This is a genomic window from Pseudomonas sp. B21-035 (assembly GCF_024748945.1).
Lineage (GTDB): Bacteria > Pseudomonadota > Gammaproteobacteria > Pseudomonadales > Pseudomonadaceae > Aquipseudomonas.
In genome coordinates this window covers 2,748,843-2,770,166 of sequence record NZ_CP087179.1, presented here as the reverse complement: position 1 = coordinate 2,770,166, position 21,324 = coordinate 2,748,843, and the positions used below count along the sequence as shown (strand labels likewise).

General features: G+C 65.6%; 15 protein-coding genes and 1 pseudogene. 8 read left to right on the top strand and 8 right to left on the bottom strand.

The genetic code is table 11. The features are described from left to right. Entirely contained in the window at window positions 1-954 is a 954-nt protein-coding gene (locus LOY22_RS12630; protein ID WP_258597661.1) for an ABC transporter substrate-binding protein, read from the top strand. A 64-nt stretch (window positions 955-1,018) separates the two neighbouring features. Further along, entirely contained in the window at window positions 1,019-2,140 is a 1,122-nt protein-coding gene (locus LOY22_RS12625; RefSeq protein ID WP_213601345.1) for an aryl-sulfate sulfotransferase, read from the top strand. A 76-nt stretch (window positions 2,141-2,216) separates the two neighbouring features. On the opposite strand, the gene LOY22_RS12620 is transcribed toward LOY22_RS12625, so the two are convergent. The 3 genes from LOY22_RS12620 to LOY22_RS12610 all read right to left on the bottom strand — a co-directional run bounded on the left by LOY22_RS12620 (window position 2,217) and on the right by LOY22_RS12610 (window position 3,782). Beyond that, window positions 2,217-2,777 carry a cupin domain-containing protein gene (locus LOY22_RS12620; protein ID WP_093383143.1) on the bottom strand — a complete coding sequence of 187 codons (561 nt, stop codon included), beginning with the start codon at window positions 2,775-2,777 and terminating at the stop codon, window positions 2,217-2,219. A 35-nt stretch (window positions 2,778-2,812) separates the two neighbouring features. Next, window positions 2,813-2,959 (bottom strand): hypothetical protein, encoded by a 147-nt coding sequence (locus tag LOY22_RS12615; RefSeq protein ID WP_156160215.1) that lies wholly within the window; start codon window positions 2,957-2,959, stop codon window positions 2,813-2,815. A gap of 88 nt (window positions 2,960-3,047) precedes the next feature. After that, entirely contained in the window at window positions 3,048-3,782 is a 735-nt protein-coding gene (locus LOY22_RS12610) for a TraX family protein (RefSeq protein WP_213601346.1), read from the bottom strand. A 122-nt stretch (window positions 3,783-3,904) separates the two neighbouring features. Between LOY22_RS12610 and LOY22_RS12605 the strand changes: the two genes are divergently transcribed. Then, complete coding sequence (locus LOY22_RS12605) at window positions 3,905-4,105, top strand: hypothetical protein (RefSeq protein WP_045198863.1); 201 nt, start codon at window positions 3,905-3,907, stop codon at window positions 4,103-4,105. Here LOY22_RS12605 and LOY22_RS12600 read toward each other — a convergent pair. The 3 genes from LOY22_RS12600 to xth all read right to left on the bottom strand — a co-directional run bounded on the left by LOY22_RS12600 (window position 4,102) and on the right by xth (window position 7,207). Next, on the bottom strand, window positions 4,102-5,379 hold the full coding sequence (locus LOY22_RS12600) for an NTP/NDP exchange transporter (protein ID WP_093383149.1): 1,278 nt from the start codon (window positions 5,377-5,379) through the stop codon (window positions 4,102-4,104). The genes LOY22_RS12605 and LOY22_RS12600 overlap by 4 nt on opposite strands. A 4-nt stretch (window positions 5,380-5,383) precedes the next feature. Continuing rightward, complete coding sequence (locus tag LOY22_RS12595) at window positions 5,384-6,295, bottom strand: aldo/keto reductase (RefSeq protein WP_213601347.1); 912 nt, start codon at window positions 6,293-6,295, stop codon at window positions 5,384-5,386. A 132-nt stretch (window positions 6,296-6,427) separates the two neighbouring features. Next, window positions 6,428-7,207, bottom strand: coding sequence for an exodeoxyribonuclease III (gene xth, locus LOY22_RS12590; RefSeq protein WP_093383155.1), 780 nt, complete (start codon window positions 7,205-7,207; stop codon window positions 6,428-6,430). Window positions 7,208-7,464: 257 nt separating this feature from the next. Here xth and LOY22_RS12585 point away from each other — a divergent pair. Further along, window positions 7,465-16,055, top strand: a pseudogene (locus LOY22_RS12585) (GH36-type glycosyl hydrolase domain-containing protein). Window positions 16,056-16,115: 60 nt separating this feature from the next. Next, window positions 16,116-16,856: a Crp/Fnr family transcriptional regulator gene (locus LOY22_RS12580; protein ID WP_093383161.1), complete on the top strand. Its 741-nt coding sequence runs from the start codon at window positions 16,116-16,118 to the stop codon at window positions 16,854-16,856. Between the two features lie 28 nt (window positions 16,857-16,884). Here the strand turns inward: LOY22_RS12580 and LOY22_RS12575 are convergent, their stop codons facing one another. Both LOY22_RS12575 and LOY22_RS12570 read right to left on the bottom strand, forming a co-directional pair. Continuing rightward, window positions 16,885-17,844, bottom strand: coding sequence for an HlyD family secretion protein (locus tag LOY22_RS12575; protein WP_045198850.1), 960 nt, complete (start codon window positions 17,842-17,844; stop codon window positions 16,885-16,887). A 2-nt stretch (window positions 17,845-17,846) separates the two neighbouring features. Continuing rightward, window positions 17,847-18,215, bottom strand: coding sequence for a DUF3302 domain-containing protein (locus LOY22_RS12570; RefSeq protein ID WP_093383165.1), 369 nt, complete (start codon window positions 18,213-18,215; stop codon window positions 17,847-17,849). A gap of 150 nt (window positions 18,216-18,365) precedes the next feature. Between LOY22_RS12570 and napE the strand changes: the two genes are divergently transcribed. Genes napE through napA form a run of 3 tightly spaced genes read left to right on the top strand, consistent with a single transcriptional unit; the run spans window position 18,366 to window position 21,320 of the window. Further along, window positions 18,366-18,536 carry a periplasmic nitrate reductase, NapE protein gene (gene napE, locus LOY22_RS12565; protein WP_093383168.1) on the top strand — a complete coding sequence of 57 codons (171 nt, stop codon included), beginning with the start codon at window positions 18,366-18,368 and terminating at the stop codon, window positions 18,534-18,536. 22 nt (window positions 18,537-18,558) lie between these two features. After that, entirely contained in the window at window positions 18,559-18,819 is a 261-nt protein-coding gene (locus LOY22_RS12560) for a chaperone NapD (protein ID WP_045198844.1), read from the top strand. After that, the gene (napA, locus tag LOY22_RS12555) at window positions 18,816-21,320 is read left to right on the top strand and encodes a nitrate reductase catalytic subunit NapA (protein WP_258597659.1); all 2,505 of its coding nucleotides are present in this window, start codon (window positions 18,816-18,818) and stop codon (window positions 21,318-21,320) included. The genes LOY22_RS12560 and napA overlap by 4 nt, the downstream gene beginning before the upstream one ends. Window positions 21,321-21,324 lie beyond the last annotated feature (4 nt).

The window sequence follows — 21,324 nt, the reverse complement described above, 5'->3', positions numbered from 1 at the left end:
ATGCCGAGAAAGTCCTTCACTGCCAAGCACCTTGTGTTGCTGACCAGCCTGCTGGCCACCTTGCAGGTCTGGGCCGCGCCCGCGCCGGAACTTGAAGTCGGCGACCAGAGCGGCCTGACCCAGGCGCTGCTGGTGGCCGCCGGCCAAGACCAGGGGCTTGCCTACCGCCTCGACTGGCACCCGTTCGGCGCCGGCACCGCGCTGATGGAAGCGCTCAATGCCGCTGCCATCGACGTGGGTGTAGTCGGTAACGCGCCACCGGTGTTTGCCCAGGCCGGCGGCTTTGCGGTGCGCGTGGTCGCCGCGGCCGAAGGTGCACAGAACAACAACGCGCTGCTGGTGCAGGCGGACTCGCCAATTCGCCAGGCGGCCGACCTCAAGGGCAAGCGCATTGCCGTGGCCAAAGGCAGCAGCGGCCACTACCTGCTGCTGGCCACCCTCGCCCGCGCCGGGCTGCAGCTCAGTGACGTCAACGTGGTCTATGCAAGCCCGGTGGATGCGCAGAACGCCTTTGCCAGCGGCAAGCTCGATGCCTGGGCGGTGTGGTACCCCTTTGTCGGCCAGGCCACCGCGCGCGGTGCGCAAAAACTGCTGGACGGCAGCCAGTGGCCGGAAACCGGGCTGAACTTTACCGTGGCAAGCCTCGCCGCCCTCGACGATCCGCACAAAGCCGAGGCGCTGGGTGATTTCGTCCAGCGCCTGGCCCGCGCCCAGGCCTGGACCACGGCCAACCCCGAAGCCTGGGCGCAACAATTGGCCAGGGTTACCCGCCTGCCCCTGGGGCTGGTGCGCGACATGCTTGCCCAGCAGCACTTGCAGTACGTGGCCCTGGACGCCCGGGTCATCGGCCTGCAGCAACGCCTGGCCGACAGCTTTGCCCAGGCACGGTTGGTTCCGCGGCCGATCAAGGTCGCCGAGGCCTTCGACGACCGCTACAACCCCCTGCTGCCCTAACCCCCCCTGCCCTTGTCGCCATGCCGCAAACGCCGGCAGGGCGGCGTTCATCTGGAGAAATGTGATGCCCACCCTCGATAGCACCACCTTGCGCCGCCAGGCCACCGGCCTGCTGGCCGTCGACGCCGAACGTTCGGCCGGCGGCTACACCCTGTTTGCCCCGCAAACCGCCGGCGGCAAGGTGTTTTTGATCGACCTGCACGGCGAAGAAGTGCACCGCTGGCAACTGCCCCAGCGCCCCGGCCGCGACGCGGTGATCCTCGCCAACGGCAACCTTGGCTACAACGGCAATCACCCGGATTCGCCCGAGCTGTTCCCCGGCTGGTCGGTGTGGCACGGCGGCGCCTTCAGCGAGGTAACGCCCGAGGGCGAAGTGCTCTGGCAGCACACCGACCTCGGCCATCATCACGACGCCCAGTGGCTGGCCAACGGCAACCTGCTGTACACCACCGCCGAGCCGTTGCCGCTGGACATCGCCCGCCGCGTGCAAGGCGGTATCCCCGGCAGCGAAGCGCCCGGCGGGGTGATCTACGGTGATGTGGTCAAGGAAGTCGATCGCGCCGGCAACCTGCTCTGGCAATGGCGCAGCTGGGAACACCTGGCCCCGGAAGACTACCCGCTGCACGCCTGTTTCGAGCGTTATCACTGGCCGATGACCAACAGCGTGACGCCGGGGCGCGACGGCAAGGTCATCCTCAGCCTGCGCAGCGTATCCTCGGTAATCGCCGTCGACAAAGCCAGCGACCGCGTACTCTGGCGCCTGGGCCATGACCTGGTGGCGCAGCAGCATTGCCCCAGCGAGCTGGCGGACGGCCGTATCCTGGTGTTCGACAACGGCATCTCGCGCCCGCAGGTGTCGATGCCGCATTCGCGGGTGATCGAGATCGACCCCGTGCGCCAGCGCATCGAATGGCAATATGCCGATACCCCAGGCTACGCCTTCTTCACCCCGTTCATGGGCGGCGCCCAGCGTTTGCACAACGGCAACACGCTGATCACCGAGGCCAACTTCGGCCGCCTGTTCGAGGTCACCCGCGCCGGCGAGGTGGTCTGGGAATACATCAACCCGCACTTTGCCGCCTACCCGGACGCCGCCTCACAGGCTTACCTGCCGGGTGAAAACAATGCGATCTTCCGTGCGCACCGTTACCAGGCGCAGGATATCGCCTGGCTGCAACGCGACTAGCGTTTTAAATTCGCCAGCAGCCGTAGCCACGGCTGCCTCGGATTTATCACGCAAAACATCATCACCTACAGGGCCGCTACGCCGGATCAGCAAGCACATGCCAGGCCGACGCCAGCCAGCCGCCGGCGCCGATCACCGGGTCCTGGCAAGGTAACGGCACCTGGGCGATGCGCGCCTGGCACGCCTCATGGGTCTTGGCGCTGGGGCGCTGGATATCGTAGCCCTGCTGGCCCAGCGGGTAAGCGCCGACCACCAGAAAGTCCTCGCTGCTGTCGATGCAGCAGTGCCCGGTACCGGCCGGCAGCACCAGCACATCGCCGCGCTTGAGCCCCAGGAGCTGGCCCTGCGCACCGCCGAGCATCACCTGGGCGTGCCCGCAGGCAACGCCCAGGGCTTCGTGGGCGTTGGAGTGATAATGCTGGTAGGCAAAGATGCCCGCACGCCACAAGGGTGGCCATTGATGGGCGCGGAACAAGGCTTCGAAGCCCGCCGCGGCATCGCTCTGCGGCGCGAGCCGAAGATGATAGAGCAGCACCGGCAAGCGGCTGTTGGGGGTCGCGCCGTCATCCTCGAAATACAACAGCCGGCGATTGCCGAGCATGGTTTGCGGGTCGATCTCACTGAGGTGCGGGTTCATCACGGTTGTCCATCTGACCTACGCTGCTGGCACCCTTAGCGCTGATTGTCGCGCTCGTGCTCGCGGGCGATGCGCTCTTCGCGCCGTCGGCGCCGGGCCAACGCCGCGCCCCAGGCCAGTACCCCGACCGAGGCGATCAGCATCGCCGCCAACAGCAAGTAGCCCCAGTGAACTTCCATCATGCTGCGACACCTGGGGCCCGAATCAAGCCCTCACTGATCGATACACCTGGGTCCGCGCGACTTCGACCGGTGAGCCAGTACCTGAAGCTCAAGTATAGTCAATGATGGTAATGAGTTTGATCAGCAACAGATGCAGCGGATAGAACCAGTAGCCCCAGCGCCCGACGCGCCATACCTGACGTTGCAGCTGCAGGCGCAACAGCCCGAGGCCGAGCGGGGCCGACAGCAATGCGGCGCCCAGGGCCATGACTGAAATGGCCTGCAGCGGATGGGCGCGCAGCCAGAGGTTGCTCAGGTTGGCCGCCACCGCCAGGCCTGCAGGTAGCAGCCACGCTAGCGGCCCCAGGCGCAGGGCCAGCAGGAATGCCGCCGGCAGCAGCACCCCGGCCAGCCCGTACATCAACCCGTCGGCTGCCAGCGTCGCCACCACAGCTGTTGCCAGGGCAACCCACACACTGCTGCGCCGACGGTGATGGTGCAGGCCCCAGGCAATCAACAGGCCCAGCGCCAGGGTCGGCATGATGTTGAGCGTCGGCGACGGGCCGTTGAGCCAGCGATACGGCCACTGCGACAGCACGGCAAAAATCACCAGCCCTTGCAGGTAGCGCGCCGTGCCCGCGGTAAAGGCCTGCCCGGGTGGGGCGCGGGCCACGTTGGCGGCAATCGCCAGGCAAAACCAGGGGAACGCCAGGCGGCCGACGACAAACAGCCAATGCTCGGCCGGCCAGATAAAACGCAGGTGATCGGCGATCATGCTGATGATCGCCAGCCACTTGAGCAGGTCCAGGCTGATGTGCCGCTGGGCGCCACGCTGCTCGCTCATGTCCGTCCCGGTCGGAAAAAGGTTAGCGAACAATGCCACAGGCACCTGCAGTTTGTCGGCTGGACTGGAAAAAGGTTGTAAACATGGATTACTGTATATGCATACAGCAACAACGAGTAACCATGATGACCGACTACGAAGAAGACTTCGCCGCACCGGATTCACCGACCCTGGTGGAAATGTGGAAGCATCAGGTGGTCCTGATGACCAACGAAGCCGAGTACCTCAACAGCGAACTGCTCAAGGCCCGGCAGAACATTGCCAAGCTGGTGGCGATCAATGCCGAGCTTGCCGCGCAGTTGCGCGGGGTGCGCAGCAGTTAAACATGGCCCGGCTGATCCTCGCGCCGGCGCTGCTGACGCCCCAGCCACCAGCCGCTGCCTGCCCAGCCCAGGGCAATCCCCGCGCCGATGAGCATCGCCAACTGCGGATGATCGCCCATCACATCCAGGCCGCGCTTGAGCCAGCCACTCACGGCATCGGCACCGCGATAAACCACGGTGTCGGTAAAGTTCTTGGCCTTGTACTTGTGCCCGGGCTCAACCACGGTGTAGAGCATTTCGCGTCCCGGCCGCACCAGCGCGTACTCGCCCACCCGGCGCACCACCATGACCAGCACGAACACGGCAAACAGCGGCGCCAGGGCCAGCCAGATGAACCCCAGCACCATCACCAGCGGCACCGCCACCAGCAACACCCCGACCCCGAGCTTGCGGGCGACATGCCCGGTGACAAACAGCTGGGTGAGGATCGCCAGGGCCTGCACGGCGCTGTCGATCAGGCCGAACACCTGGGTCTGTTCGGTACGGCTGGTGAAGTGCGCGGCCACCAGCCGCGCCTGCTCGAAATACAAGAAGGTGCTGACGCTGGCCAGCAGCACCACGAACAGCGCTATACCCAGCAGGTAGGGCGAACGCAACACCTCGCTGGCACCGGCAAAGGGGTTGCCGCCCAACGCCTGTGAACGCGGATGCTCGGTTTGCGCCGGCAGCGGGTACAGGTCGCGCCAGTGCTGCAGGTACATGGCCGCCACCACACTGGCGAGCAGGCACACCGTGGCCAGCAGCACCAGCCCGGCATGGCCGATCAGGCCCACCAGCAACGTCCCGAGCAATGGCCCGAGCAAGCCACCGCCGCTCGCCCCCGCCGCCAGCAGGCCGAACAGGCGCTTGGCCTGCTCGCTGGAGAACAGGTCGGCGAGCACGCTCCAGGCCAGGGAGATGGTCAACAGGTTGAACATCGACAACCAGATATAGAACGCCCGTGCGCCCCAGAGGTTATCGGGTTGCACGGCGAACAAGGCCGCAAACAACAACAGGTTGCTGGCCATGAACGCGTAGGTCCAGGGCAGGATGCGCCGGCGCTGTACTTTCGAGGCCAGCCAGCCGAACAGCGGCAAGGCGATCAGGGTGACGACAAAGGTCCCGGTGAACAGCCACTGCAGGTTGTCCACGCCACCGGCCACGCCCATGGTTTCGCGCACCGGGCGCAGCATGAAGTAACCGGCGAACAGCAAAAAGAACAGCGCCAAACCGGCAACCACCGCCGGTGCCTCGCCAGGCCTGACGTTGAACACGCGGGTGCCCAAGCGTTTCATGGCTTCAGGCGAACTGCTTGATCAGGTCTTGTTGCTGCGCGCTGGTGAGCAGTGGCCCGCTACCGGCCTTGAGCTGGTCAAGCTGGCGGTCTGGGCGGCTGGTGGCCGGGATCACCGTGGTCACCGCCGGGTGGCTGATGGCGAACTTGAGAAACAACTGCGCCCAGCTACCGATCCCCGCCTCGGTCGCCCAGCCGGGCAGCGCCTGGCCCTTGACCTTGGCAAACAGCCGGCCATCGTCGAAGGCGCGGTTGATCAACACCGCCACGCCTTTGTCCTGGGCCAGGGGCAGCACGGTGCGCGCAGCCTTGGGCGAATTGACCGAGTAGTGGATCTGGATGAAGTCCAGGGCTTCACTGCGCAGAATTTGCTCAAGCGCTTCCAGGCCACTGTCAATGTAGTGGGTCACGCCGACATAGCGGGTCAGGCCCTGGGCTTTGAGCTCGCGGGCATAGGGCAACTGGCGTTGCCAGTCGCGCAGGTTGTGAATTTGCAGCAGGTCGACCTTGTCGGTGCGCAGCTTTTGCAGGGTCCCGGCCCACTGCGATTCGGCGTCGGCGCGGCTGTCGGCGGCGATCTTGGTGGCGATAAAGGTTTTGTCCCGCCAGCCGCCCTCCTCCAGCAGCTGGCCAAGGATGGCGTCGGCGCCGCCGTAGTTGGGCGAGGTGTCGATAACCCGGCCGCCACCATTGAAAAACACCTTGAGCACTTGCTTGAGCTGCTGGTAATCAGGCGAACCCGCCTCGACCTCGAAACTGCCAGACGTACCGGCACCGATCACTGGCAGCGCCTCACCCGTGGACGGGATCTTGCGGGTGAGCATTGCGCTGCTGGCCTGGGCCAAGGGCAAGCCAGTGAGGGCCAGCCCGGCGGCCAGGGTGGCACTGGCGGCAAGAAAGTGGCGACGGGTGGGCATGGCACACCTCCTGATAAAGCCTGCACTCAAGGGCTAAAAGCTTAGTGCGCGAGAGCGCTTTGCACCGCAGTATTCGTAACTGCATATGTAGTCGCTAGCTGCACTCAATCCCGAGGGCCGTTGTACGCAGGCTCACGCCGGGGCCTTGAGCTCGATCCACACCGGCGCATGATCGCTGGCGTGCGCTTCGTTGCGCACCCAGGCATCGACCCCGGCGTTTTTCAGCTGCGTGGCCAGGGCCGGGTTGAGCAGCAGGTGATCGATACGCAGGCCGGCGTTTTTCTGCCAGTGCTGGCGAAAGTAGTCCCAGAAGGTGTAGACCCGCTCATCCGGGTACAGGTGGCGGATGGCATCGGTCCAGCCCTGGGCCAGCAGGCGCTGGTAGCAGTCGCGGCTCTCGGGCTGGAGCAAGGCGTCCTTGAGCCAGGAGCGGGTGTTGTAGATGTCGAAATCGGTGGGCACGACATTGAAGTCGCCGGCCAGCAACACCGGGTGATCGTTGCCGACCAGGGTCTTGGCATGGTCGATCAGCCGCTCGAACCAGGCCAGCTTGTAGGCGAACTTCGGCCCCGGTTGCGGGTTGCCGTTGGGCAGGTACAGGCAGGCGATATGAATGCCCTGTACGGCGGCCTCCAGGTAGCGGCTCTGGCTGTCGTCCTCAAGGCCCGGCAGGCCGCGGCGGATCTCCAGCGGCTGGGCCTCGCGGGCAAGAATCGCCACGCCATTCCACGAGGCCTGGCCGTGGTGCAGCGAGCCATAGCCAAGGGCCTCGAAATCGGCGGCCGGAAACGCAGCATCGGCGGCCTTGAGTTCCTGCAGGCAGACCACATCGGGCTGCTCGCGCTGCAGCCAGTCGAGCAGATTGGGCAGCCGCGCGCGAATGCCGTTGATGTTGAAGGTGGCGATCTTCAAGGGGCTCTTCCTCTGGCTTGCCAGCGATGGGCTGCAGCGCAGCCCTCAAAGCCTCAGACCGCCACCGTCAGCATTTGATCAACGAGATTTTCGTCCCTTCGCTACGCACCCCGGCCTGCAAGCCCCAGGAGCCGGTGACCGAGTTGTACACCTCAGCCTGAGCGCAATGGACCAAGCGCTCTGTTCGCTAGCGTACAGACCCGCCACCGCCAGCGCGGCACACTGCAGCTGTCAGCCTCAGCCCATACAAGGACATCATGGACAAGCCCTGGCCCCGTGCCCTGATGCTGCTCAAGCGCCTTTCATGGCGATCCGCACCGCGTACTTTCGGCTACGAGGCGCTGCTGCGCGCGGAGCTGCTGAGCGCCGAACAAATGGCCAGCCATGGCACCCTGCTCGCCCGCCAGCACCGGCTGGACCCGACGCCCCGTGCCGATGGCCTTTTAGCACGCCTGGCCGACAATGAACGGGTCCTGGCCAGCAGTTGCGCACGCTTCATCGACGCCCAGCCCAGCAGCCGGCGAGTGACCCCCGCCGCCGAATGGCTACTGGACAACTACTACCTGGTCGAAGCCCATATCCGCCTGGCCAAGACCCACTTGCCCAAAGGCTACAGCCGCCAGTTGCCGCGCCTGGGCAACGGCCCGTCGACCGGCTTGCCGAGGGTCTACGACATCGCCCTGGAAACCATCAGCCACGGTGATGGGCGGGTCGACGACGAAAGCCTGAGCCGCTTCGTCGAGGCCTACCAGAGCGTCACCGCGCTGACCCTGGGTGAGTTGTGGGCGATTCCGATCATGCTGCGCCTGGCCCTGATCGAGAACCTGCGGCGCATCGCTGCGCGGGTCATGGCCAGCTGGGCTGACCGCAACCTGGCCAATGACTGGGCCGACCGTCTCAGCGAAACCGCCGAGCGCGACGCCAAAAGCGTGGTGCTGGTGGTGGCCGACATGGCCCGCTCCGAACCGCCGATGACCGCCGCCTTCGTTGCCGAACTTACCCGCAGGCTGCAGGGCCAGAGCGCAACCCTGATCCAGCCGTTGACCTGGATCGAGCAACTGCTGGCCGAATCCGGCCTGACCATCGAGCGCCTGGTGCACCTGGATGCCCAGCAACAGGCCGCCGACCAGGTGTCGATCAGCAACAGCATTGCCAGCCTGCGGTTGCTCTCGACCAGCGACTGGCGGGCCTTCGTCGAGCGCCTGAGCCACGTCGAGCGCCAGCTGCGCAACGACCCCGCAGGCGCCTACGCGCACATGGACTTCGCCAGCCGCGATCACTACCGCCACGTCATCGAGCGCCTGGCGCGGCATTGCCGGCACAGCGAGGAACAGGTCGCGCAACAGGCCATCGCGCTCGCCCAGCAGCGCGGCCAACCGCCGCCGGCAGCGGATGTCGCCGGGCATGTCGGCTTCTACCTGATCGGCCCGGGCCTTGAGCAACTGGAGCGCCACCTGGGCGCCGGTGTGCCGCTGGCCCAACGCTGGCAGCGGCTGTTGCACCGCGCGCCGCTGGCGTTTTTTTTAACCCCGGTAGCGCTGCTGTCGCTGGGCTTTGCCTGGCCCTTTCTGCTCGACGGCCATCGGGCCGGTTGGCCCGGTTGGGGCCTGGCACTGCTGGCCGTGGCGCTGCTGCTGATGACCAGCCGCCTGGCCATCGGCCTGATCAACTGGCTGGTGACCCTCACTGTTGCGCCATGCCAGCTGCCGCGCCTGGACTACCGCGAAGGGCTGCCGGCCGAGGCCCGCACCCTGGTGGTGGTGCCGACGCTGATGGCCAGCAGTGCCGATGTCGAGGAACTGGTCGAAGGGCTTGAGGTGCGTTTTCTCGCCAACCGCGACGAGCAGCTGTACTTCGCCCTGCTCACCGACTTCATGGATAGCCCGGTCGAGGTGCAGGAGCAGGACGCCGGCCTGCTGACCGAGGCCAGCGAGCGCATTGGCGCTTTGAACCGCAAGTACCCGGCGTTGCTTGGCGAGCGGTTTTTGCTGTTGCACCGGCCGCGGCGCTGGAACCCCGCCGAACGCGCCTGGATGGGTTACGAGCGCAAGCGCGGCAAGCTGGCCGAGCTCAATGCGCTGCTGCGCGGGCACGGCGTTGAGCGCTTTGCGCTGATCGTCGGCGATATCGCGGCGTTGCCAGGAGTGCGCTATGTCATCACCCTGGACACCGACACTCAGTTGCCCCGCGATGCTGCCCGCCAGTTCATCGGCGCCATGCAGCACCCGCTCAATCAGCCGCACTTCGACGCCCACGGGCGGATCCATCGCGGCTACGCCATATTGCAACCGCGGGTCGGCATCAGCCTGCCCAGCGCCGCCCGTTCGCGCTATGCGCGGCTGTTCGGCAGCGATGCCGGGGTCGACCCGTACACCCGCGCGGTGTCCGATGTGTATCAGGACCTGTTCCTGCACGGCTCGTTCATCGGCAAAGGCATTTACGCGGTCGATGCCTTCGAACAGGCGCTGGACGGCCGCTTTGCCGAGAACCGCATCCTCAGCCATGACCTGATCGAAGGCTGTTACGCCCATTCCGGGCTGCTCAGCGATGTGCAATTGTTCGAGGAATACCCGGCCCGCTACAGCGCCGACGTCAAGCGCCGGCACCGCTGGATTCGCGGCGACTGGCAACTGCTGCCGTGGCTGCTGCCCTGGGCGCCGTGCTGTAGCGGCTTGCAAAGCAACCACCTCAGCGCCCTGGCGCGCTGGAAGCTGTTCGACAACCTGCGCCGCAGCCTGGAGCCGGCGGCGTTCCTTGGTGTGCTGCTGTGCGCCTGGTTGATTGCCCCGCAACCGGGGCTGTGGACCCTGGCCGTGGTCGCCCTGCTGCTGACTCAGCCGCTGCTGGACAGCTTGCTCGCGCTGCTGGGCAAAACCACCGACGTGCCGCTGGCCGAGCACCTGCTGGCGGTGCTGCACGGCGCCGCCCAGCACGGCATACGCGCCACTTTCAACCTGGCCTGGTTGCCGTTCGAGGCCCATTACAGCCTGGATGCGATTGCCCGCACGCTGTGGCGCATGCTGGTGAGCAAACGGCGCTTGTTGCAATGGAGCCCGTCGCGGGAGGTCGAGCGCACCAGCGTCAACAGCCTGGCGGGGCTGTATCGCACCCTGTGGGTCGCGCCGGTACTGGCCCTGGCGCTGATCGCCGTGCTGGCGCCAACGCCGGGCCTGCTCGCCCTCGCCGCACCGTTTTTGCTGCTGTGGCTGGCTGGCCCGGCCCTGGCCTGGTGGGTCAGCCGCGCCGACAGCGGCGCCAGCCAGGCCATCTCGCTCCAGGGCGTGCAGTTTCTGCGCTTGCTGGCCCGGCGTAACTGGGCTTTTTTCAACCAGTACGTCAATGCCGAAGATCGCTGGCTGCCACCGGACAACATCCAGCAAGCGCCTTACGCCAACGTCGCCCACCGCACCTCGCCGACCAACATGGGCATGGCCCTGCTTGCCCACCTGGCCGCCCATGACTTCGGCTACCTGGGCAGCGCGCGCCTGCTGCAGCGCCTGGCAGCGATGCTACAGAGCATGCACAGCCTGGAGCGTCACCAGCAGCACTTTTACAACTGGTACGACACCCGCAGCGGCTTGGCGCTGCACCCCCTGTATGTATCGACGGTGGACAGCGGCAACCTCGCCGGCCTGCTGCTGACCTTGCGCCCCGGCTTGCTGGCCCTGGGCGATGCGCCGCTGCTCGATGGGCGCCTGCGCCAGGGGCTGTTGGACAGCCTCGATGTGCTGCTGCAAGCCTACAAGGCAGCGGGCATTGCCGATGAGCAATGGCAGGTGCTGCGCGCCGAGCTCGAGATCAACCAAGCACCGCAGCAACTGCCGGCGCTGCTGCAACAGCTGCTCGACTGCCCGCTGTCGCCAGCCGAGCCCAGCGGCGATTGCGCCTTCTGGCGCGCTGCGCTGCAGGAGCACTGCCAGGACCTGCTCGATGAATTGCGCGCCTTCGAGCTGCCTGCTGGCGACGACCCGGCAGCGCAGCTACCGCTAAGCTGGCGGCAACTGGCGCAGCTCGACGCCCAGCGCTGGCCGGCAGCCGAGCGCGCGCGGGTTAATGCCGTGCGCAACCTCGCTCGCGAGCGTATCGGCAGCGCGGCGCACCTGGCCGAACAGGCTGGCGCCCTGGCCAACATGGATTTCCGCTTTCTCTACGATCTGCAGCGCGACCTTTTCGTGATCGGCTACAACGTCGACGAACAACGCCTGGACAGCGCCTTCTACGACCTGCTGGCCTCGGAAATGCGCCTGACCAACTTCGTCGTCATTGCCCAGGGCCAGGTGCCTCAGGACAGCTGGTTCGCCCTTGGCCGCCTGCTCACCAGCAATGCCGGTGAGCCGGTATTGTTGTCGTGGTCGGGGTCGATGTTCGAGTACCTGATGCCGATGCTGGTGATGCCCTCCTACCCGGGCACGCTGCTGGAGCAGTCCTGCCGCGCGGCGGTCAACCGGCAGATCGCCTACGGCAACCAGCTGGGCATCCCCTGGGGGTGTCGGAGTCGGCCTACAACAGCCTCGATACCCACTTCAACTACCAGTACCGGGCCTTCGGCGTGCCCGGCCTGGGTCTGAAGCGCGGCTTGGGCGAAGACCGGGTGGTAGCGCCCTATGCCAGTGCCCTGGCGCTGCTGGTGGCGCCCGCGGCGGCCTGCGCCAACCTCCAGCGCCTGGCCGCACAGGGGGTTGCCGGGCGCTTCGGGCTTTATGAGGCGGTGGACTACAGCGAAGCACGGCTGCCGCCCGGGCAGGAGGCGGTGGTGATCAAGTCGTTCATGGCCCACCACCAGGGCATGAGCCTGCTTGCCCTGACCTCATTGCTGCTCGATCGCCCGATGCAGCGGCGTTTCGAGTCCGACCCGCAGTTCCAGGCCAGCGCTCTGCTGCTGCAGGAGCGCGTGCCGAAGACTGCCGCCGCCTACCTGCACGCCGCCCAGGCCCCGGTCAGCGAAGACGCCAGCGCAGGCGAGCAACAGTTGCGGGTGTTCACCGAGCCCAACCGGCGCTGCCCGGCCGTGCAACTGCTGTCCAACGGCCGTTACCACGTGATGGTCAACAATGCCGGCGCCGGTTACAGCCGTTGCAACGACCTGGCCGTGACCCGCTGGCACGAGGATATCGCCAGCGATAGCCTGGGCATCTTCTGCTACCTGCGCGATGTTGCCAGCGGTGCGTTCTGGTCCACGGCGCACCAGCCGACCCTGTACCGGCCACAAAGCCAGGAGGCGATCTTCAGTGACGCGCGGGCCGAATTTCGCCTGCGCGAACGCGACATCGACTGCCACACTGAAATCATCGTCTCGCCCGAGGACGATGTCGAACTGCGCCGCCTGCACCTGACCAACCATGGCCGCCAGCGCCGCCAACTGGAGCTGACCAGCTACGCCGAGGTGGTGCTGGCCCCGGCGATCAGCGATGCCCTGCACCCGGCGTTCAGCAAGCTGTTCGTGCAGACCGAGCTGCTGCGCCCGCTGCAGGCCATTGTCTGTAGCCGCCGGCCACGTTCGCAGCAAGAACCGGTGCCATGGCTGTGCCACCTGCTGGCCGCCCATGGTGTGGACATCGAAGCGCTCTCGTACGAAACCGACCGTGCCCGCTTCATCGGCCGTGGCCGCACGCTCAAGGCCCCGGCGGCGTTGCTGCCTGAGGTTGAGCGGTTGTCCGACAGCGCCGGGGCGGTGCTCGACCCGATCGTCGCCATTCGCTGCCGGATAAGCCTTGATCCCGGGCAGAGTGCGACCATCGACCTGGTCACCGGCATCGCCCCAAGCCGCGAAAGCTGCCTGCAGCAGATCCACAAGTACCGCGACCGGCACCTGGCAGACCGGGTCTTTGACCTGGCCTGGACCCACAGCCAGGTGCTGCTGCGCCAGCTCAACGCGTCCCTGGCCGATGCGCGGCTGTTCGAGCAGATGGCCGCCTCGGTGATCTATGCCAACCCGTCGCTGCGCAGCGAAAGCGCAGTGCTGACAAGCAATCGGCGTAACCAGTCCGGGCTCTGGGGCCAGGCGATTTCCGGCGACCTGCCGATCGTGCTGGTGCAAATCAGCGACCCGGCCAACATTGAACTGGTGCGCCAGATGGTCCAAGCCCATGCCTACTGGCGGCAGAAAGGCCTGAGCCTGGACCTGGTGATCTGGAACGAAGACCAGGCCGGCTACCGCCAGCAACTGCAGGAGCTGATCATGGGCCTGGTGACCTCGGGCAGCGAAGCGGCGCTGCTCGACCGCCCGGGCGGGATCTTCGTGCGCCCGGCCCAGCAGTTGTCCAGCGAAGACCGCACGCTGATGCTCAGCGTCGCCCGCCTGGTGCTCAGCGACAGCCGTGGCAGCCTCTCCGAACAGGTACAGCAACGGCGCAGTGAGCACGCCTTGGCGCGCTTCGAAGCCAACCCCGGCAGCCTGGTGCAGGCGCCGGTACGGCCGGGGCCTAGCGTGCAGCCAGGGCTGCTGATGGAAAACCCCTACGGCGGTTTCAGCGCCGATGGCAGCGAGTACATCATCAATCACCGCCCGGGGCAGCCGACGCCGGCGCCCTGGGTCAACGTGCTGGCCAACCCGCAGTTCGGCTCGGTGATCAGCGAAAGCGGTGGCGCCTACACCTTTGGCGACAATGCCCATGAGTTTCGCCTGACGCCCTGGCACAACGACCCGGTCAGCGACCCCAGCGGCGAGGCCCTGTACCTGCGCGACGAAGACAGCGGCCGCTACTGGTCGCCAACCCCGCAGCCGTGCCCTGGCCAGGGCAGCTACCGCACCCGCCACGGCTTTGGCTACAGCGTCTTCGAGCATGACGAGGACGGCCTGCACAGCGAGCTGTGGGTATTCGTCGCCCTCGATGCGCCGGTGAAGTTCTCGCGCCTGAAGCTGCGCAACACCTCGGGCCGGCCGCGCCGGTTGTCGGTAACCAGCTATGTGGAATGGGTGCTGGGCGACCTGCGCAGCAAGACGGCCATGCACGTGGTCAGTGAGGCCGACCCGTTCAGTGGCGCGCTGTTTGCGCGCAATGCCTACTCCATCGAGTTTTCCGCGCGGGTGGCGTTCCTCGACAGCGACCTGGCCGACCGCAGCCTCAGTTGCGACCGCCTGGAGTTCATTGGCCGCAACGGCAATCTTGGCGCGCCGGCAGCCATGGGCCGGGCGCGGCTTTCCGGGCGCAGCGGCGGTGGCCTGGACCCTTGCGCAGCGCTGCAGGTGGCGCTGGAACTGGCCGACGGTGAAAGCCAGGAAGTGGTGTTCCGCCTCGGCGCCGAGCACGACGCCACCGCCGCCACCCGCCGGGTGCAGCAGTACCGTGGGCTGCGCGCGGCAGCGATCGAACTGGAACGGGTGCGCGCGCACTGGCGCGAAGTCCTCGGCGCCATCCGCATCGAAACCCCGGAGCCGGCCCTGAATGTACTGGTCAATGGCTGGTTGATGTACCAGGTGATTGCCTGCCGCTTCTGGGCGCGCAGTGGTTTTTACCAGTCCGGTGGCGCCTTCGGATTCCGCGACCAGTTGCAGGACAGCATGGCGATGATCCACGCTGACCCGGCCGCGGCGCGCCAGCACCTGCTGCTGTGTGCCAGCCATCAGTACCGCGAAGGCGACGTCCAGCATTGGTGGCACCCGCCGCTGCAGCGCGGCGTGCGCACCCGTTGCGCCGACGACATGCTCTGGCTGCCCCTGGCCACCAGCCGCTATGTGCAGGTGACCGGCGACCTCGGCGTGCTCGATGAACAGGTCGGCTATATCGAAGGCCGCGCGCTGAACCCTGGCGAGGAGTCCTACTACGACCTGCCGAACCGTTCGGCACTCACCGAGAACCTCTACCAGCATTGCCAGCGGGCGCTGCAACACGGCCTGCAGTGCGGCGTGCATGGCCTGCCGCTGATGGGCAGCGGCGACTGGAACGACGGCATGAACCGCGTCGGCGAACAGGGCCTGGGCGAAAGTGTGTGGCTGGGCTTTTTCGGCGTCGAGGTGCTGCAGCAGTTCGCCCGCACCGCCCAGCGCCAGGGTGACGGCCCGTTCGCCGAGGACTGCAACAGGCGCGCCGCCACCCTGCGTGGCAATCTCCAAGCCCATGGCTGGGACGGCGGTTGGTACCGCCGCGCCTATTTCGATGACGGCCAGGTGCTGGGTTCGGCGAGCAATGAAGAATGCCGCATCGACTCCATCGCCCAGAGCTGGGCAGTGCTCTCGGGCGCCGCCGCCCCTGAACGGGGCCGCCTGGCCATGGAGGCGCTGGACCGTTACCTGGTGCGCCGCGACATCGGTATCGTCAAGCTGCTTGATCCACCCTTTGACCAGGGCAGCCTGGACCCTGGCTACATCAAGGGCTACGTGCCCGGCGTGCGTGAGAACGGCGGCCAGTACAGCCATGCCGCCGTCTGGGCGAGCATGGCCTTTGCCCGCCTGGGCGACGGCGCCAGGGCCTGGGAACTGCTGCGCCTGATCAACCCGTTGCGCCAGGGCAGCGCCGAGCGTATCGACACCTACAAGGTCGAGCCGTACGTGATGGCCGCCGATGTCTATGGCGCGCCGCCCCATGCCGGGCGCGGCGGCTGGAGCTGGTACACCGGCGCCGCCGGCTGGATGTACCGGCTGATCGTCGAGTCACTGCTGGGCTTGCAGCGCAGCGGCGAGACCTTGAGCCTGCAACCGCTGCTGCCGGCCGAATGGCCGGGCTACGTGCTGCACTATCGCTATGGCGCCAGCCGCTACCGCATCGAGGTGCGCCATGCGGGCGCGGGCGCGTTGAGCCTGAGCCTGGATGGCCAGCCCCTGGCCGACGGCGTGGTCAGGCTCGTGGATGACGGTCAAACCCACCAGATCAGCGCGCATTGCCTGCCGGCCACTGCCAGCCTCCCCTAGCCTGCGCGGATAGGAGTACCCTGAGGCCAGACAGCTCTCGTCTGCCATCGGTGGCTCCGTATGCCCGCATCACCCAAGCCACAGGTCAGGCCACAGGACAATCACCTGCTGGCGGCCCTGCCGACAACCGCGCTGGAGCGCCTGCTGGTGCACCTGGAACTGATCGCCCTGCCGCTGGGCAAGGTGCTTTATGAGTCTGGCGATGCCTTGCGTCACGTCTACTTCCCGACCAACGCCATCGTCTCGCTGCTGTACGTGATGGAAAACGGCGCCTCGGCGGAGATCTCCGTGGTCGGTAACGAAGGCCTGATCGGCGTTGCCGTATTCATGGGCGGCGAAAGCACCCCGAGCCGCGCCATCGTGCAGAGCGCCGGCCACGCCTACCGCCTGCCCGGCCAGCGCCTGAAAGACGAATTCAACCGCCACGGCGAGCTGCTGGTGCTGATGCTGCGCTACACCCAGGCGCTGATCACGCAGATGGCGCAGACCGCGGTGTGCAATCGTCATCACTCGATTGACCAGCAACTGTGCCGCTGGCTGCTGTTGTCGCTGGATCGGCTCAAAGGCAACCAGCTGACCATGACCCAGGAGCTGATCGCCAACATGCTCGGGGTGCGCCGCGAAGGCGTCACCGATGCCGCCGGCAAGCTGCAGCGCCTGGGCGTGATCGAGTACAGCCGCGGGCATATCAAGGTCCTTGATCGGGCGCGCCTGGAGCAGTTGAGTTGCGAGTGCTACGCGGTGGTCAGAAAGGAAACCGAGCGCCTGCTGCCGTATCTACCGACCCGGCCGCAGGCGTGAACCCGGCGCGGAGTACATTTGTACTCCACTAGTGGAACGGGAAGATGTAGTTCATCCACGCCGCCATGCGCAGGAGGATCTTGCGCATGGTGGCGATGTGCGGAAAGTGCTTGCTGTACAGCGCCGCCTGGCCATAGGCACCGCCGGGCATCTGCGCGCTGTACTGGGCGTACGCCGGGTCGTCGATTTCAATGATGACCGGCACCCGCCCGGGTGGCGGTGAACCGGTGTAGCCGATCAGGGTGCCGGACGGCTGCACCTGGCCCTCGGCGATCACCGCGATGACGTTCTTGACCTTGCCATGAAAGACCTTGCCCGGAATGCCGTCGAAGGCCACTTCCGCCTCATCCCCGGGCACCAGGCGCAGCAGGCTGTTCTGGCGCATCCAGGCAGCAAAGTACTGGCCTTCCTGGGGAATGAACACCATCGATGGGCGCAGCGGCAAGGCACTCGCGCGCATCCCGGTGCGCAGCGACACATGGGTGACGTAACCCTTGCTCGGCGCCCGCACCACGGTGCTATCGAGTTCGAACTGGGCGTTGTCCAGTTGCGCCTGCAGGTCATCGACCTGGGCGATGGCCGCTTCCTGCTCGCGGCGGGTACCGAAGTTGCGCTTGATCAGTTCGTTGATGCGGTACAGATCGCCCCGCGCCGCAACGATCTGCGCCTTGAGCGAGCGCACCCGGTACTCGAACGGCGCCGGATCGATGCGAAACAGCACATCGCCCTTCTCCAGCGGCTGGTTGCCTTTGACCGGCACCTCGATCACCTGGCCGGTAACCGCCGGGATCACCGGCACCGAGACGAAGTAGGAACGCGCCACTTCCGAATACGGGTGGTTGTAGTTCATGGTGAAGATCAGCGCGCCGATCATCACGATGCCCCCCAGCACCGCCGTGGGCACTGTCCACTTGTTCAGGGGGATGCGAAACAGCTTGAAGATCGCCACGCAAATGGCCGCGTAGGTGAGGATCAGCAGCAAGTCCATGCTCAGAGCCCTCCGTTGCCATCGTCGTGGCCGGGCGCAGGCTCGGCGGGAGCCACGCCTTCGAGGCGGGCGATGCGTTGCTGCAGTTCGGCGACCTGTTGTTCAAGGCGCACCACATGGTTTTGCGGCGACTTGCCATCGCGAAAGCCCCAACCGCGATCTTCGCGGTAGAGCATTGCCCAGATCCACAGGAACGGCCACAGCGCATGCAGGGTGAACAAGCTGACCCAGCCGGTGGCGTGGATCGCATCCTGGTGCGGGTGGTTGCGGTGTACGGCGATTTCATAGGGAATGTCGTGCAGGACGATGATCCCGTAGAACAGCACCAGGCCGACAAAAATCAAAATACCCAACGCGAAGTAATCAAGCATGTTCGCTTTCCACCGCAGCCAGGGGGTCCGTGCCAGCAGTGTAGTTCACCTGTAGTGTTTTCAAGGCCGTGTTGACCGTTGGTCGCGCCAGCCGGCGTGGGCAGAGCACGCTGATCTAGGCTCAGTTCACGCTCGACAGGAGGCCGCTCCATGTCATTGGCTGAAGAACAGAAAATCGCCCGCAGAAGAGAAACGCTGCTGTTCCTGTTTCTGATCGTCTGCCTGTTCCCCTTGATGTCGGTCGCCATCGTTGGCGGCTACGGTTTTCTCGTCTGGTTTTTCCAGTTGCTGTATGGCCCACCCGGCCCTCCCAACGGCTAGCCGAGACTGCCGGAGCCCGCCCATGGACGACGTTCTGCACATTGCCAGCCTGGTGGTACATGCCCGCCCCGAACTGTTCGAGGCGGTGAAGGCCAACCTGCTGCTGCTCGACAACCTCGAACTGCATCAGCACAGCCCCGCCGGCAAGCTGGTGGTGGTGCTCGAAGCCCACCATGAACAGCAGATCCTGCAGCGCATCGAGCAGATCAACAACCTGCCCGGGGTGCTCAATGCCGCGCTGATTTACCACGAACTCCTCGCCCCAGAAGGAGACTCACCATGAGCATGACCCGCCGTGAATTTGCCAAGGCCCAGGCCGCCGCCATTGCCGCCGCCGCGGCGGGCCTGCCGATCTTCACCAGCGCCAGCAACCTGGTGACCGAAGCCGACCTGGTGACCCTGAACTGGAACAAGGCGCCCTGCCGCTTTTGCGGCACCGGTTGCAGCGTCATGGTGGCGACGCGCGACAACCGCGTGGTGGCCACCCACGGCGACGTCAAAGCCGAGGTCAATCGCGGCCTGAACTGCGTCAAAGGCTATTTCCTGTCGAAAATCATGTATGGCAATGACCGCCTGACCCAACCGCTGCTGCGCATGCGCAACGGCCAGTACCACAAGCAGGGCGAATTCCAGCCGATCAGCTGGGAAAAAGCCTTCGACATCATGGCCGAAAAGTACAAGCAAGCGCTGCACAAAAAAGGCCCGGAATCGATCGGTATGTTTGGCTCCGGGCAATGGACGGTGTGGGAAGGCTACGCCGCCAACAAACTGATGAAGGCCGGCTTTCGCAGCAACAACATCGACCCCAATGCCCGCCACTGCATGGCTTCGGCGGTGATGGGCTTCATGCGCACCTTCGGCATGGATGAACCCATGGGCTGCTACGACGACATCGAGGCCACCGATGCCTTTGTGCTGTGGGGCTCGAACATGGCCGAAATGCACCCGATCCTCTGGAGCCGGGTCACCGACCGGCGCCTGAGCCAGCCGCAGGTCAAGGTTGCGGTGCTGTCGACCTTCGAACACCGCAGCTTCGACCTGGCCGACATTCCCATGGTGTTCAAGCCGCAAACCGACCTGCTGATCCTCAACTACATCGCCAACCACATCATCGAAAGCGGCGCGGTGAACAAGGACTTCATCAGCAAGCACACACGCTTCGCCCTCGGCGCCGATGACATCGGCTACGGCCTGCGCGCCGACGATCCACGCGAAGCCAAGGCCAGGAACGCCGACAAGGCCAACACCTGGAGCGACATCGATTTCGAGCAGTTCGCCGCCTTTGTGCGGCCCTACACCCTTGAGCGCGCAGCCACCGAATCGGGCGTGCCGCAAGAGCGCCTCAAGGCGCTGGCCGAGCTGTATGCCGACCCCAAGCGCAAGGTGGTGTCGTTCTGGACCATGGGCTTCAACCAGCATACCCGCGGGGTGTGGGCCAACAACCTGATCTACAACATCCACCTGCTCACCGGCAAGATCAGCGAGCCGGGCAACAGCCCCTTCTCGCTCACCGGCCAGCCCTCGGCCTGTGGCACCGCCCGCGAAGTCGGGACCTTCTCGCACCGCTTGCCGGCCGACCTGGTGGTGACCAACCCCAAGCACCGCGCCAGCGCCGAAAAAATCTGGAAGCTGCCCGCCGGCACTATCCAGGAGAAAGTCGGCTTTCATGCCGTGCAACAGAGCCGCATGCTCAAGGACGGGGTGCTCAACGTCTACTGGACCCAGGCCAGCAATAACATGCACGCCGGGCCCAATATCATGCAGGAAGTGCTGCCGGGCTGGCGCAAGCCGGACAATTTCGTGATTGTCTCGGACGTTTACCCCACGGTGTCGGCCCAGGCTGCCGACCTGATCCTGCCCAGCGCCATGTGGGTAGAAAAGGAAGGCGCCTATGGCAATGCCGAGCGCCGCACCCAGTTCTGGCATCAGTTGGTGACCGCCCCGGGCGAAGCACGTTCAGACCTGTGGCAATTGATGGAGTTTTCCAAGCGCTTCACCACCGAAGAGGTCTGGCCTGCCGAGTTGCTGGCCAAGGCCCCCGAGTACAAAGGCAAGACCCTGTTCGAAGTGCTGTACAAAAATGGTCAGGTCGACCAGTTCCCGGTCGAGCAGCTGCAAGCCGGTTACCACAACGATGAAGCCAAGGCCTTTGGCTTCTACCCGCAAAAGGGCTTGTTCGAAGAGTACGCACAGTTCGGCCGGGGCCATGGTCACGACCTGGCCGCATTTGATCGCTACCACAGCGAGCGCGGCCTGCGCTGGCCGGTGGTCGACGGCCAGGAAACCCGCTGGCGCTACCGCGAAGGCCTCGACCCGTACGTGGAGAAAGGCAGTGAAGTGCAGTTTTACGGTTACCCGGACAAGAAGGCGATCATCTTCGCCCTGCCCTACGAGCCGCCGGCCGAAGCACCGGATGCCGACTACCCGTTCTGGCTGAGTACCGGCCGGGTGCTGGAGCATTGGCACACCGGGAGCATGACCCAGCGCGTTGAAGAGTTGTACAAAGCAGTGCCCGATGCCCTGGTGTACATGCACCCTGACGATGCCAAGGCCCTGAATGCACGGCGCGGCAGTGAAGTGAAACTGATCAGCCGGCGCGGCGAGATTCGCGCGCGCATCGAAACCCGCGGGCGCAACAAGCCACCGCGCGGCCTGGTGTTCGTGCCGTTTTTCGATGCCAACAAGCTGATCAACAAAGTCACCCTGGACGCCACCGACCCGATCTCCAAGCAAACCGATTACAAGAAATGCGCCATACGCATCGAGCTGATCAGCGCGGCCTGAGGAG